This window comes from Clostridium saudiense (assembly GCF_000577815.1).
GTDB lineage: Bacteria > Bacillota > Clostridia > Clostridiales > Clostridiaceae > Clostridium > Clostridium saudiense.
The window spans coordinates 88,229-101,032 of the sequence record NZ_CBYM010000005.1; the positions used below are offsets into that span (position 1 = coordinate 88,229).

Sequence of the window (12,804 nt, forward strand, 5' to 3'; positions counted from 1 at the left end):
TTTTTGTTTATGAGAGAGATTGTTAATGGGTTACAAGTTATTGTTACAGTTTTAGGTGCGTTTGTTGGTGGATTAATTGGAGGTCTTGATAGTTTAGCTTATGCTTTATTGTTATTTGTAGCAGTAGATTATATTACTGGAATTATGGCTGGAATAGTTGAAAAGAAAATTTCAAGTGAAGTTGGATTTAAGGGTATTTTTAGAAAAGTAGTGATTTTTATATTGGTATCAATAGCTCATATAATTGATTCAAAAATATTAGGTAACGGTAGTGCAATTCGTACAGCCGTTATTTTTTTCTACATTTCTAATGAAGGAATTAGTATTTTAGAAAATGCAGCAAGAATAGGACTACCTATTCCACAAAAACTTATGGAGGTATTACATCAATTAAATAGGGAGGATGGTATTAATGAGTAGATTATGTTTTGATTATGGTCATGGAGGAAATGATCCAGGAGCTTGTTATAATGGAAGGAAAGAAAGTAATGATGTTTTAGAAATAGGAAAAGCAGTAGCAAAGGAAATAAGAAGACATGGAGTAATTGTTGATGAGATAAGAACTACTGATACTACTTTAAGTTTGCAGGAAAGAAGTAATTATGAGAATAAAAATAATTATGATTACTTTATATCATTTCATAGAAATGCATTTAAACCTGAAGCTGCAACTGGTGTAGAAACTTATACCTATTTAAATCAAGATAGTAGATCTAAAGCTATGGCAGATAAAATACAAACAGCTGTTGTTAATATTGGATTTGTAAATAGAGGAGTTAAGAAAGCAAACTTTCATGTGCTAAGAGAAACAAAAGCGCCAGCAGTATTAATGGAATTAGGCTTTATAGATAATTCAAAAGATAATAGCTTATTTGATAGTAAGAAAAAGGAGATAATCAAAGCTCTTTCAAAAGCTATATTAGCTCAATTAGGAGTAACTTATAAAGAAGAATCTGTTAGTAATTCTAGTGATGGTAAAACATTATATAGAGTTATGGCAGGTTCTTTTTCTATTAGAGAAAATGCAGATAAACAAGTTCAAAAGCTTAAAGCAGCTGGAGTTGATGCAACTGTTATGATTTTTAATAAATAGAATTAATATGGATAATGTTGACTTATATAAATTTCAGAGTGATATGTAGTAATAAATTTATATAAGTCGATTTAGGAGGATTCATATGACTAATAATGAAAAAGAAAGAATAAAGGTTTTAAGGGAAAAAGGATATAGTTATTCTAAAATAGCAGCATCTTTAGAGATATCAGAGAATACGGTAAAGACTTTTTGTAGACGAAATAATTTAGGTGGAGTAAGGGCAAGTAGAGTTAATACTAAGATAGAGGAACATATTAAATGTAAGCAATGTGAAAAGGAATTAGAGCAAAGTGAGAAAGGTACAAGAAAAAAGTTCTGTTCTGATAAATGTAGGAGACAGTGGTGGAAAGAGCATGATTATTGTATTGATAGAAAAGCATATTATACATTAACTTGTTATGAGTGTGGTAATAAGTTTAAAAGCTATGGAAATAAAAATAGAAAGTATTGTAGTCATAATTGTTATATTAAGAAACGTTTTGGTAAAGGGGATAGGGAAAATGAATGAAGAACAATTTAATCGTGAAAAAAATTATAGAGTAGCAATAGCTATAGCAAAATCAATGTTAGTAAAAGAAATAATAGATAAAAAAGATTATAAGAAAATAAATAAGTTATTAGTTAACAAATATAATCCTGTAGTTGGGGCTTTATAACTTGATTTATATATTTTGTAGAGCTAACATTGACACCTGGAAGGAAGTGATTTAATGGAAAGAACTATTAAAGTGATACAAAAAGGAATTTCAAAAATTCCAAGTAAAAAACGTGTAGCTGCTTATGCAAGAGTATCTAGCGGTAAAGATGCAATGCTTCATTCACTTTCAGCACAGGTAAGTTATTATAGTAATCTTATTCAAAATAATAATGAATGGAGCTATGTGGGTGTTTATGCAGATGAAGCTGTAACTGGAACTAAGGACAATAGAGAAGAATTTAATAAGTTATTGGATGAATGCAGAAATAGAAAGGTAGATATGATTATAACAAAATCAATTTCTAGATTTGCAAGAAATACAGTAAAGATGTTGGAAACTGTAAGAGAATTAAAAGAGTTAAATGTAGATGTATTTTTTGAAAAAGAGAATATTCATAGTATGAGCGGGGATGGTGAGTTAATGCTTACTATCCTCGCTTCTTTTTCGCAAGAGGAAAGTAGATCAGTAAGTGAAAATTGTAAATGGAGAATAAGAAAAGGATTTGAGCAGGGAGAGCTTATAAACTTAAGATTTATTTATGGTTATAGGATAGACAAAGGGAAAATTGAGATTTATGAGGAAGAGGCTCAAATAGTTAGAATGATTTTTCAGGATTATTTAGATGGATATGGGTGTACAGTAATAGCTAAAAAGTTAAGAGAAATGAAGGTGAAAAAATTAAGGGGTGGAAAATGGAATTCTGAAAGGGTAGCAGACATTATTAAAAATGAAAAATATATAGGTAATGCGTTACTGCAAAAGAAATACGTTAAGGACCACTTGACTAAGAAGCTAATTAAAAATAAAGGAACAATACCACAGTATTATGCAGAAGAAACACATCCTGCAATTATAGATATTGAAACATTTAAAAGAGCTCAAGAAATAATGAAAGTTAATAGGATTAAATATAAATGTGAGCCAGGAAAGAAAAATTATATATTTACTTCTAAAATACAATGTGGAATTTGTGGTAAAAACTATAAGCATAAAGATAGAAATGGAAGAAGCACTTGGGTTTGTTCAAATCATCATAAGTATGGAGATGAAGGGTGTATAGCAAAGCCAATATGTGAAGAACAATTAATAAAGTTACTTAATGTAGTATTACAGATAAAAGAGTTTGATGAAGATATATTTAATGAGACTATAGAGAAAATAAAGATTGAAGAAAGCAGAACAGTAATTGTGATTTTAAAAAATGGAAAGGTAATAAAGAAAGGAATGGTTTAAATGACAACGGCAAGAAGGGTAACAATGATACCAGCAGTAGAAACTTTTGCTACAGTATCTAGTGAAGGTAGTTTAAGATTAAAAAGGGTAGCAGCTTATGCAAGAGTTTCTACTGATAATGAAGAGCAGCTTTCAAGTTATGAAGCACAGGTAGATCATTACACAGGATATATTCAAAGTAATAATCAATGGAAGTTTGTAGAGGTCTATGCTGATGAAGGTATATCAGCAACAAGCACCAAAAAGCGTGATGGATTTAATAGAATGATTAAAGATGCTTTAGCAGGAAAAATAGATTTAATAATAACTAAATCAGTATCAAGGTTTGCAAGAAATACAGTAGATACATTAACTACAGTTAGAAAGCTAAAGGATAAAGGGGTAGAGGTATATTTTGAAAAGGAGAATATCTACACATTAGATAGTAAAGGAGAATTGCTGATCACGATAATGTCCAGCTTGGCTCAAGAGGAAAGTAGGTCAATTTCAGAAAATGTTACATGGGGACAAAGAAAGAGATTTGCAGATGGAAAAGTAAGCTTACCCTATAAGCAATTCCTAGGATATGAAAAAGGTGAAGATGGATTACCTAAGATAGTAGAATCAGAAGCTAAGACAGTAAGATTAATATATAAAATGTTTTTAGAGGGAACAGCAGGAACAACAATAGCTAAGTACTTAAGTGAAAATAACATTCCATCACCAGCAGGAAAAAAAGTGTGGAGTGAAAGTACTATTAGAAGTATTCTTCATAATGAAAAATATAAGGGAGATGCAATTCTTCAAAAGAGCTTTACTGTAGATTTTCTTACTAAAAAGAAGAAAGTTAATGAGGGAGAAGTTCCACAGTACTATGTTGAGAATAGTCATCCAGCAATAATAAGTGCAGAAGTATTTGATTTAGCACAAGCTGAATTTGAAAGGCGAAGAAGTGATAGAGGATTGAGAAGAAGTAATTCTTGCTTTTCTGGGAAGATAATATGTGGTGAGTGTGGTGGATTTTATGGGAGTAAGACTTGGCACTCTAATAGTAAATATAGAAAGGTTGTATGGAGATGCAACCATAAGTATGATAACAATGAAAGGTGTAAAACACCACATATATATGAAGACAAGCTTAAAGAATTATTTGTTAAAGCTTTTAATGAGATGATAGAAAATAAAGATGAGATATTGAGAGATTATAAAGAAATAATTGATAGGTTAGGTGATACTTCAAAACTAGAAAAAGAGAAGTTGCAATTAGAAAATGAAGCTGAAATTTTGATAGAGTTACTTAAAAAACAAGTAGAAAGAAATGCACATGCAGCATTAAATCAAGAAGAGTATGAAGAAAAATATAATGAATTAGTTACTAAGTATGAGGAAGTAAAGAATAGAGTAGAAGAGGCAGAGAAAAATGTATTTAAGCAAAAGATTAAGTTTGAAAATATAAAAGAGTTTATAGGAAGATTAGAAAAGTGTAATGAGTTAATTACAGGGTTTGATGAAGGAATATGGAATAGTGTTATTAATAAAATTGAAGTAAATTCCAAAGATGAAATAGTATTTGAATTTAAGAATGGTAATGTATATTCTACAGGGGATGGCTTTATTTGAATATCTATAAAGGAATAAAAGCAATAGAATTGGGAACAATAAAGAAATGATAATAGGTTAATATTGTAATTTGTGATATAATTTACTTAAAATTTTAAATTAATAGAAAATTTTCAAGTAACTAGCTAGGAGGCACAGAGGATGATAGATATTACTATTAATATTACAGATTACATAACAATCGAGCAAATTACGAATGAATTTAACAAAATTAATAATAAAAGAGAAGAATACACGCTTAATTTAGTATTATATAAATTTGTACAACCCGAGACTTTAGCTGTTATAGTATCACTATACAAATATAAAATATCAGAAGAATACACAATTTCTATAATTATAAAAAATTCTAATAGTTATGCAGAAAGGCTAGATTTTTATAAGCATTTAAATAAAGAAACGGTAGTTAATAACTATAGATATAGTAGTGAGGGAAGATTTGTTGAGATTACAAACTTTGATAATACTAATAGTATAGAATTAGTTAATGAGGTAATGAAAATTTTTAGAAATAATCTTGAGTTAGAAGAATCAGTTTTTAAGATGTTAAATTATTGTTTTTTTGAAGTTGTAGATAATGTTCAAAATCATGCTGATTCTAATATTGGTGGATTTTTAGTTGCACAACGATATCCGACAGGACGTAAATTATGTATCTCAATAATTGATTGTGGTAAGGGAATATATAGAAGTTTAACAGAAAATGATAAAAGCGAGTATAGCAATCTAACAGAAGAAGAGGCTATTTCTTATTGTATAAGAGAATCGGTTACTAATGGAAAAGGTATGGGGAATGGGCTTTATCATACTACTAGGTTTATTGAGTTAAATGATGGGAAATTAATGATATACTCAGGAAATAAAAAGCTGATAATAGAAAATAATGAAAAGGAAATAAGGGATATACCATATTTTAATGGTACGATAGTATCACTTCAAATAGAGATGGATAATGAGGTTAGGCTAGAAGATATATTTGGAGAAAATATTCCAGTAAGTGTTGATGAAGCAGAAGACATGGTTTTTGATTTGTGGTAAAGGAGAATAATATGATTATAAGATTTTGTGAATTAGGAATTTCTTTAGGAACAAGAGATTTAGGAAATAAATTAAGAGAGAAAATTGAAGAGTCTATTGAGAATAATGACAAGGTTATTTTTGATCTAGATAATATTGAAATATTATCAAATTCATTTGCAGATGAATGTTTTGCTAAACTATTATTAAAGTTTGATTTCGATACAATAAAGAAAAATACGTCTTTTATTAATGGTAATAATAGTAATAATACTATTATTTTAAAAGCATTTAAAGATAGAATGAAAAAAATTAACAAAGAATCTTAGTTATACTTTTTAGCAGAATACAGTTTAGTGTAATTGTAAAAATAACATTAAAATGTATCCAAGCTTTAGTCATTAGACAAACAAAAACCGTACAAATTATTTGTACGGTTTTATTGCTTAATAGAAATAAATTCATTATAAAAATCAATCTTAGATTTAAGCATTTCTTCAGAATACCTACCATTTCTAGGGGTTACAGCCTTATATTTTAAAAGTATTAATTGAGCTCTACTCTTTTTAGTTGGAATAATTAGATAAGGATAAATATCTTCAAGTAATTTAATGGCATCATTACGTTTTACTATGTAACTATAGCAGTTTTGATGTCTTTTAGTATCATAATTTTTTTTTCTTAACAATAACACCTTTTCCAATAGTTTCTTTTATCCATTTTAATAATTCGAGTGTAGTTGAAGCTATTGATACACAAAGTGATGGGTATTCTTTTTTGTGAAATTTTTGAAGCATTATACTTCCTTCACTATCGATTATTCCAGCTATATAGGCTTTTTCTGTTTCTGTCATAATTTATAGTTCCTTACTTGGTTTTATAATTATAATCAAAGTATTACCTAATATTAAAAAAGTATGAACTAAAATGCTAACTAGAGTAAATGATAGTAAAACTATTATAATAGAGAAAATAGGGAAAAGAAGAAAGGATGATGAGTTCCCTTTAAAATAAGTTGTTTTAAAGAGAATTTTAGATTCTAGGTACCTTTAGTAAGTTTGAGTATTTGTATACCATTTAGTTAGATCTTCGTTAGTTAGTGTACATTTTTACTGGTTAATGAACTAATGAAAAAAGGAAAGCTTTTTATATTAAATTTCACATAATTGCTATTAAGCATAGGGTTTCATGAAAAATATATACAATGTAATCGGTATAAGAGTTAATATTAATAAAAAAATAGTAATATTTTTACAAAAAATGAAAATACACAACTTTTATCAAAAAATTGACAATAAATATATAATAAGGTAATATATTTATTGAAATCAATTTTCCAATCATATGTTGTATAGTTTTATGAAATGCATAGGCTACAATGTTAAAAAAATAACAAAGTGAATTTGTTTTATAGCGACTCTTTTGAATCATTTTGTAATAATATTTGTACAAGTATTTTTATATGGATAATCAATTAAGAATTATTTTTAAATACTAGAGCATTTTATAAAACAATCTACATAGATTATCAAAAATTTAAGTTTACATTATACCAAATTAATAGTTAAATTGTAAAAATATATGTATATACGTACAAGGAGGAATGAACATGTTGGAAAATGAACAATGGGCTGGTTTTGAGGGCAGAATATGGAAAGAAGAAATAAATGTTAGAGATTTCATTCAAAAAAATTATAAACCATATGATGGTGATGAAAGTTTCTTAGCAGATCCAACAGATGCTACAAATAAGCTATGGGGCAGATTGCAAGAATTACAAAAAGAGGAAAGAGCTAAAGGCGGAGTACTTGATATGGAAACAGAGGTTGTTGCTGGACTTACAGCTTATGGCCCTGGATATATTGATGAATCTTTAAAGGAATTTGAAAAAGTAGTAGGTCTTCAAACAGACAAGCCTCTTAAGAGAGCTTTCATGCCATATGGTGGTATTAAAATGGCTGAGCAATCTTGTGAAAACTATGGATATACACCAAATCCAGAATTACACAAGATATTTACTGAATACCATAAGACACATAATCAAGGAGTATTCGATGCTTATACACCAGAAATGAGAAAAGCTCGTAGCAGTCATATTATAACAGGACTTCCTGATACTTATGGACGTGGACGTATAGTAGGTGACTATAGAAGAGTTGCTCTTTATGGTATTGATTACCTTATGGAAGAAAAGGCAAAAGATCTTGCTAACTGTGGTGATGGAACTATGACAGATGAAGTTATCCGTCTAAGAGAAGAAATTACAGAACAACATAGAGCACTTGGAGAAATGAAAAAAATGGCTGCAAGCTATGGCTATGATATTTCAAAACCAGCAAAGGATGCAAGAGAAGCAGTTCAATGGTTATACTTTGGATATCTTTCAGCAATCAAGACACAAAATGGTGCAGCTATGTCAATAGGACGTGTATCTACTTTCCTTGATATCTATATACAAAGAGATATTGACAACGGAGTTCTTACTGAAGAAGAAGCTCAAGAGTTAATCGACCATTTAACAATGAAATGCAGAATGGTTAAATTTGCAAGAATAACTTCTTATAATGAGTTATTCTCAGGAGATCCTTCATGGGTTACTATTGCATTAGGTGGTATAGGTGTTGATGGACGTCATATGGTAACAAAGAACGACTATCGTTTCCTTCATACATTAGAAAATATGGGACCTTCACCAGAGCCAAATCTTACTGTACTTTACTCTTCTGCACTTCCTGAAAACTTCAAGAAGTATGCAGCAAAGATTTCAGTAGATACAAGCTCTATCCAATATGAAAATGATGATGCAATGAAACCAGAATGGGGCGATGATTATTCAATATGCTGCTGTGTATCTGCTACTCAAACAGGTAAAGAAATGCAGTTCTTTGGAGCTAGAGCTAATCTTGCTAAATGTTTACTTTACGCAATTAATGGTGGTATTGATGAAAAATCAGGTAAACAAGTTGGACCTGAATATAAAGGAATTACATCAGAATATCTTGATTATGATGAAGTAATTGAAAAATATGAAAGAATGAGTGACTGGTTAGCTGGTCTTTATGTAAATATATTAAACCTTATTCAATACATGCATGATAAATATTATTATGAAGCAGCAGAAATGGCTCTTATAGATACAGATGTAAGACGTACATTTGCAACAGGTATTGCAGGCTTCTCACATGTAATTGATTCACTTTCTGCAATTAAATATGCAAAAGTTAAAACAATCCGTAATGAAGAAGGTATTGTTACAGATTACGAAATTGAAGGAGACTTCCCAAGATACGGTAATGATGATGATAGAGCTGATGAAATTGGTATATATGTTCTTAAGTCATTCCTTGACAAAATTAAAAAGAGACACACATATAGAAACTCTGAACCTACTACATCATTACTTACTATTACATCAAATGTAGTATATGGTAAGTATACAGGTAATATGCCAGATGGACGTGAAGCTTGGACACCACTTGCGCCTGGAGCTAGCCCATCTTATGGAGCAGAAAAGAATGGATTACTTGCTTCATTAAACTCTGTAGCTAAGCTTCCTTATGAATGGGCTTTAGATGGTATTTCAAATACACAAACTATTAACCCAACTGCATTAGGACAAGATAAAGAAGAACAAGTTGATAAACTTGTACAAGTATTAGATGGTTACTTCGATCAAGGACCACATCATTTAAATGTTAATATATTTGGTATTGAGAAATTAAAAGATGCTATGGAACATCCTGAAAAAGAAGAATATGCTAATTTCACTATCCGTGTATCTGGTTATGCAGTTAAGTTTATAGATTTAACAAGAGAACAACAACTTGATGTTATTTCTAGAACATGCCATGCAGAAATCTAATTTAGATAAAAATATAGCAAGAATTCATTCAATAGAGAGTTTTGGATCTGTTGATGGACCAGGAATTCGTTTTGTTGCTTTTCTTAAGGGCTGCAATATGAGATGTCAGTTTTGTCATAATCCGGATACTTGGGATATGAATGGTGGTGAGGCAAAAACTTCAGATGAGCTTTTGTCTCAAGCATTAAAATATAAAAGTTATTGGAAGAAACAGGGGGGAATCACTGTAAGTGGTGGTGAACCTCTTCTTCAAATAGATTTTCTGATTGAATTCTTTAAAAAGGCTAAAGCAAAGGGCGTTCATGTTACACTTGATACGTCTGGAAGTATATTTACAAGAGAAGAACCTTTCTTTAGTAAATTTAATGAGCTTATGAAAGTAACAGATCTTGTAATGTTAGATATTAAACAGATAGATGAAGAGAAGCATAAAAAACTTACAGGATGGAGCAATTCAAATATTCTTGATATGGCAAGATATTTATCAGAAATAAATAAACCGGTATGGATTCGTCATGTACTTGTACCAGGTGGAAGTGATAATGATGAACAATTAAGAAAACTTAATGAGTTTATCAACACTTTGAATAATGTAGATCGTGTTCAGGTACTTCCATATCATAGTCTTGGAACTTTCAAATGGGAGCAACTTGGTATTGATTATCCTTTAAAAGGGGTTGAACCTCCTACTAAAGAGAGAATAGAAAATGCCCAAAAGCTTCTTCATATAAGTGAATATAATGGATATTTATCACGATAATTTTGTGATATGTAATTAAATTATATCCATACCAATCATGTTAAGTAAAACCCGTACAAATAATTTGTACGGGTTTATTGCTTTGATAGAAATATTAACAATATTTTGCTATAATCCAATAATATTACTTAAAAATTTTATTTATATAGATGTTATTATTTTAATAAAATAAAAAGTTTTATTAGGAGAGAATAGTATGTGTGGTTATAATAGAGAAATATGTTTTGCAAAAGGAGCTGATGTAGGTTGGCTTAAGCAAATGGAAGATGAAGGATATAAATTTTATAATGAGAATGGAAAAGAAGAAGATTGCCTTAAGATATTACAAAGCTATGGGATAAACTCTATAAGATTAAGAGTTTGGGTTAATCCAACAGATGGACGCTGTGGTAAAGATGAAGTGGTAGAAATGGCAGAACGAGCTATTAATATGGGCTTTAAATTAATGATAGATTTTCATTACAGTGATTATTGGGCAGATCCGGAAAAGCAATTTAAACCTAAAGCATGGGAAAGTCATAGTTTTAAAGAATTGGTTAATGATGTGAGTACTCATACTAAAGAAGTTTTAATTGCATTAAAAGAAAAAAATATATATCCAGAATGGGTACAAGTAGGTAATGAAATACCTAATGGAATGTTATGGCCAGAAGGAAAGATAGAAAACTTTGATAAACTTTCAAAACTTTTAAATAGTGGATATGATGCTGTTAAAGATGTATTACCAAGTTCAAAGGTAATAATACATTTAGACCAAGGTGATGATAGAAAAAGATTTATAGAATTTTTTGATAATCATACAGCTAATGGTGGCAAATATGATGTAATTGGAGTATCTTATTATCCATATTGGGTCAATAAAAACTACAAAGAGACAATAGATAATCTTATGAATAATTTAAATGAATATATAGATAGATATGAAAAAGAAGTTATGGTTTGTGAAATAGGTGGAGAAGATACAGAGGTAGAAGACACTTACAATATGTTAAAAGAAGTAATAGAAAGAGTAAGGGAAATTCCACAAGGAAAAGGATTGGGAGTTTTTTATTGGGAACCAGAAGGTGCATTTAGTTGGAGTAAATATAAATTAAGTGCATGGGGAAATGATGGAAAGCCTTCAAAGGCATTAGATGCATTTATAGACTAATATAGTTTATTAGAAATAAGAAGAGGGAATATATTATTTATAAGATAAAAATATGAAAAAAAGTTTATTATGAATTATTTTAGCCTAGGTTTTTATAGCCTAGGCTTTGTTAATATATAGAGAAGAGTCAAAATAAAAGTATATTTTAAGTATGTATTACGATTGAGGAAATTATTATAATTGTATATAATAAAACCAAGGATTTAAACAAAATTTAAAAAGAGAAGTTTATGATTAATAAATAGCTAAGGAGAAAAGTATATGGTAACAATTAAGGATGTTGCAAAAGAAGCTGGTGTATCCGTAGGAACAGTTTCAAATGTAATAAATAATGTACAAGTTAAACCAAGTACAAAAGAAAAAGTAGAGGAAGCTATTAAGAAATTAAATTATGAGCCTAATATATATGCAAGAGGTTTTAAGATTAATAGAACTAATACTGTTGCACTTATTTTACCTACTATATGGAATCCTTTCTTTAGTGAATTAGCATATAATATTGAGAAGAATCTTAGAAAAGCCGGAATGAAGATGATACTTTGTAATTCTAATAAAGAGGATAAGGCTGAAATAGAATATATATCTATGGCAAAGCAAAACAAAATGGATGGAGTTATAGCTATAACATATAGTGATATAGATGAATATGTTTCTGAAAAAATTCCATTTGTAAGTATTGATAGATATTTTTCAAAGGATATAACATATATATCAAGTGATAACTTTGAAGGAGGAAGGCTTGCTGCAGAAAAATTAGTTGAATTTGGCTGTAGAAAAATTGCATATATAGGTAGAGGTTCAAAGATAAACAATGCAACCAGAAAAAGAAAAGATGGTTTTATAAGTTACTGTAAAGAACATAATATAAATTATGAAATATGTGAAATATTAGGATCATCTAAGGAATTTGATAAGTTATTAAATGAATTTATAGCTAACAATTTTAAAGAAGATATAAAAATACAAGGAGTTTTTGTTGTAACTGATGAGCAAGCATTGGATTTTATACATAAGTTAGAAGAATGTAATATAGATGTTCCGAAGGATGTTCAGGTAATTGGATTTGATGGAAGTAAGTCATCGGTTAATGACATCATAAAAATATCAACAATAAGGCAACCAGTGGAACTTATAGCAAAAGAAGCTGTTAAGTCATTGATAAATATTATAGAAAATAATAAAGTTGAAAAAGAAATAATTTTGCCGATTAGTTTTATAAATGGATATACAACAAAGAGATAAATAGTATTTATAAAGTAAAATTTTAGGGTTTTGCATAAATGAAATTTAGGGGTTAAATAGTTTATCAAAAGTGTTCTAAAGTTCACAAAAGTAAAATCCTAATTTTTTTTATAAAAATATATTGACGAATACATGAAAACGTATTAG

General features: G+C 29.2%; 14 protein-coding genes. 12 read left to right on the forward strand and 2 right to left on the reverse strand.

The window, feature by feature from the left end; all coding sequences use genetic code 11:
* Positions 1-9: 9 nt before the first annotated feature.
* From TY07_RS04280 to TY07_RS04310, 8 genes are all read left to right on the forward strand, one after another.
* Positions 10-420 carry a phage holin family protein gene (locus TY07_RS04280; protein WP_042395848.1) on the forward strand — a complete coding sequence of 137 codons (411 nt, stop codon included), beginning with the start codon at positions 10-12 and terminating at the stop codon, positions 418-420.
* Positions 413-1,093 (forward strand): N-acetylmuramoyl-L-alanine amidase, encoded by a 681-nt coding sequence (locus TY07_RS04285; RefSeq protein WP_042395852.1) that lies wholly within the window; start codon positions 413-415, stop codon positions 1,091-1,093. The genes TY07_RS04280 and TY07_RS04285 overlap by 8 nt, the downstream gene beginning before the upstream one ends.
* Before the next feature lie 85 nt (positions 1,094-1,178).
* On the forward strand, positions 1,179-1,604 hold the full coding sequence (locus tag TY07_RS04290; RefSeq protein WP_042395854.1) for a helix-turn-helix domain-containing protein: 426 nt from the start codon (positions 1,179-1,181) through the stop codon (positions 1,602-1,604).
* Positions 1,597-1,752, forward strand: a complete 156-nt coding sequence (locus tag TY07_RS18310; RefSeq protein WP_198133976.1) for an SHOCT domain-containing protein — start codon at positions 1,597-1,599, stop codon at positions 1,750-1,752. The genes TY07_RS04290 and TY07_RS18310 overlap by 8 nt, the downstream gene beginning before the upstream one ends.
* A gap of 54 nt (positions 1,753-1,806) precedes the next feature.
* Positions 1,807-3,027 carry a recombinase family protein gene (locus TY07_RS04295; protein ID WP_042395857.1) on the forward strand — a complete coding sequence of 407 codons (1,221 nt, stop codon included), beginning with the start codon at positions 1,807-1,809 and terminating at the stop codon, positions 3,025-3,027.
* Positions 3,028-4,626, forward strand: a complete 1,599-nt coding sequence (locus TY07_RS04300) for a recombinase family protein (protein WP_005211508.1) — start codon at positions 3,028-3,030, stop codon at positions 4,624-4,626.
* Between the two features lie 141 nt (positions 4,627-4,767).
* Positions 4,768-5,664 carry an ATP-binding protein gene (locus TY07_RS04305; RefSeq protein WP_005211507.1) on the forward strand — a complete coding sequence of 299 codons (897 nt, stop codon included), beginning with the start codon at positions 4,768-4,770 and terminating at the stop codon, positions 5,662-5,664.
* Between the two features lie 11 nt (positions 5,665-5,675).
* A complete protein-coding gene (locus TY07_RS04310) occupies positions 5,676-5,972 on the forward strand; it encodes an STAS-like domain-containing protein (RefSeq protein ID WP_040418830.1) in 297 nt (98 codons plus the stop codon).
* A gap of 110 nt (positions 5,973-6,082) precedes the next feature.
* Here TY07_RS04310 and TY07_RS18805 read toward each other — a convergent pair whose 3' ends face one another.
* Together TY07_RS18805 and TY07_RS18810 are read right to left on the reverse strand one after the other, a co-directional pair.
* Positions 6,083-6,331, reverse strand: coding sequence for a hypothetical protein (locus tag TY07_RS18805; protein ID WP_316320599.1), 249 nt, complete (start codon positions 6,329-6,331; stop codon positions 6,083-6,085).
* The gene (locus TY07_RS18810; protein WP_311776461.1) at positions 6,309-6,497 is read right to left on the reverse strand and encodes a hypothetical protein; all 189 of its coding nucleotides are present in this window, start codon (positions 6,495-6,497) and stop codon (positions 6,309-6,311) included. The genes TY07_RS18805 and TY07_RS18810 overlap by 23 nt, the downstream gene beginning before the upstream one ends.
* 755 nt (positions 6,498-7,252) lie before the next feature.
* Here TY07_RS18810 and pflB point away from each other — a divergent pair.
* The 4 genes from pflB (at position 7,253) to TY07_RS04335 (ending at position 12,657) form a co-directional block, all read left to right on the forward strand.
* Complete coding sequence (pflB, locus tag TY07_RS04320; protein ID WP_042395864.1) at positions 7,253-9,505, forward strand: formate C-acetyltransferase; 2,253 nt, start codon at positions 7,253-7,255, stop codon at positions 9,503-9,505.
* The gene (gene pflA / locus TY07_RS04325; protein ID WP_042395867.1) at positions 9,471-10,265 is read left to right on the forward strand and encodes a pyruvate formate-lyase-activating protein; all 795 of its coding nucleotides are present in this window, start codon (positions 9,471-9,473) and stop codon (positions 10,263-10,265) included. The genes pflB and pflA overlap by 35 nt, the downstream gene beginning before the upstream one ends.
* A gap of 196 nt (positions 10,266-10,461) precedes the next feature.
* Entirely contained in the window at positions 10,462-11,415 is a 954-nt protein-coding gene (locus tag TY07_RS04330; RefSeq protein WP_042395870.1) for a glycoside hydrolase family 53 protein, read from the forward strand.
* A 261-nt stretch (positions 11,416-11,676) separates the two neighbouring features.
* Positions 11,677-12,657 (forward strand): LacI family DNA-binding transcriptional regulator, encoded by a 981-nt coding sequence (locus TY07_RS04335; protein ID WP_042395873.1) that lies wholly within the window; start codon positions 11,677-11,679, stop codon positions 12,655-12,657.
* The last annotated feature ends 147 nt before the right edge of the window (positions 12,658-12,804 follow it).

Excerpts from the sequence above, each read along its gene's own strand:
- TY07_RS04285 (WP_042395852.1), top strand. The coding sequence starts at position 413 with ATGAGTAGATTATGTTTTGATTATGGTCATGGAGGAAATGATCCAGGA.
- TY07_RS04295 (WP_042395857.1), top strand. The coding sequence starts at position 1,807 with ATGGAAAGAACTATTAAAGTGATACAAAAAGGAATTTCAAAAATTCCA.
- pflB (WP_042395864.1), top strand. The coding sequence starts at position 7,253 with ATGTTGGAAAATGAACAATGGGCTGGTTTTGAGGGCAGAATATGGAAA.
- pflA (WP_042395867.1), top strand. The coding sequence starts at position 9,471 with ATGTTATTTCTAGAACATGCCATGCAGAAATCTAATTTAGATAAAAAT.
- TY07_RS04310 (WP_040418830.1), top strand. The coding sequence starts at position 5,676 with ATGATTATAAGATTTTGTGAATTAGGAATTTCTTTAGGAACAAGAGAT.
- TY07_RS18810 (WP_311776461.1), bottom strand. The coding sequence starts at position 6,497 with ATGACAGAAACAGAAAAAGCCTATATAGCTGGAATAATCGATAGTGAA.
- TY07_RS04280 (WP_042395848.1), top strand. The coding sequence starts at position 10 with ATGAGAGAGATTGTTAATGGGTTACAAGTTATTGTTACAGTTTTAGGT.
- TY07_RS04300 (WP_005211508.1), top strand. The coding sequence starts at position 3,028 with ATGACAACGGCAAGAAGGGTAACAATGATACCAGCAGTAGAAACTTTT.
- TY07_RS04290 (WP_042395854.1), top strand. The coding sequence starts at position 1,179 with ATGACTAATAATGAAAAAGAAAGAATAAAGGTTTTAAGGGAAAAAGGA.
- TY07_RS04330 (WP_042395870.1), top strand. The coding sequence starts at position 10,462 with ATGTGTGGTTATAATAGAGAAATATGTTTTGCAAAAGGAGCTGATGTA.
- TY07_RS18310 (WP_198133976.1), top strand. The coding sequence starts at position 1,597 with ATGAATGAAGAACAATTTAATCGTGAAAAAAATTATAGAGTAGCAATA.
- TY07_RS04305 (WP_005211507.1), top strand. The coding sequence starts at position 4,768 with ATGATAGATATTACTATTAATATTACAGATTACATAACAATCGAGCAA.
- TY07_RS04335 (WP_042395873.1), top strand. The coding sequence starts at position 11,677 with ATGGTAACAATTAAGGATGTTGCAAAAGAAGCTGGTGTATCCGTAGGA.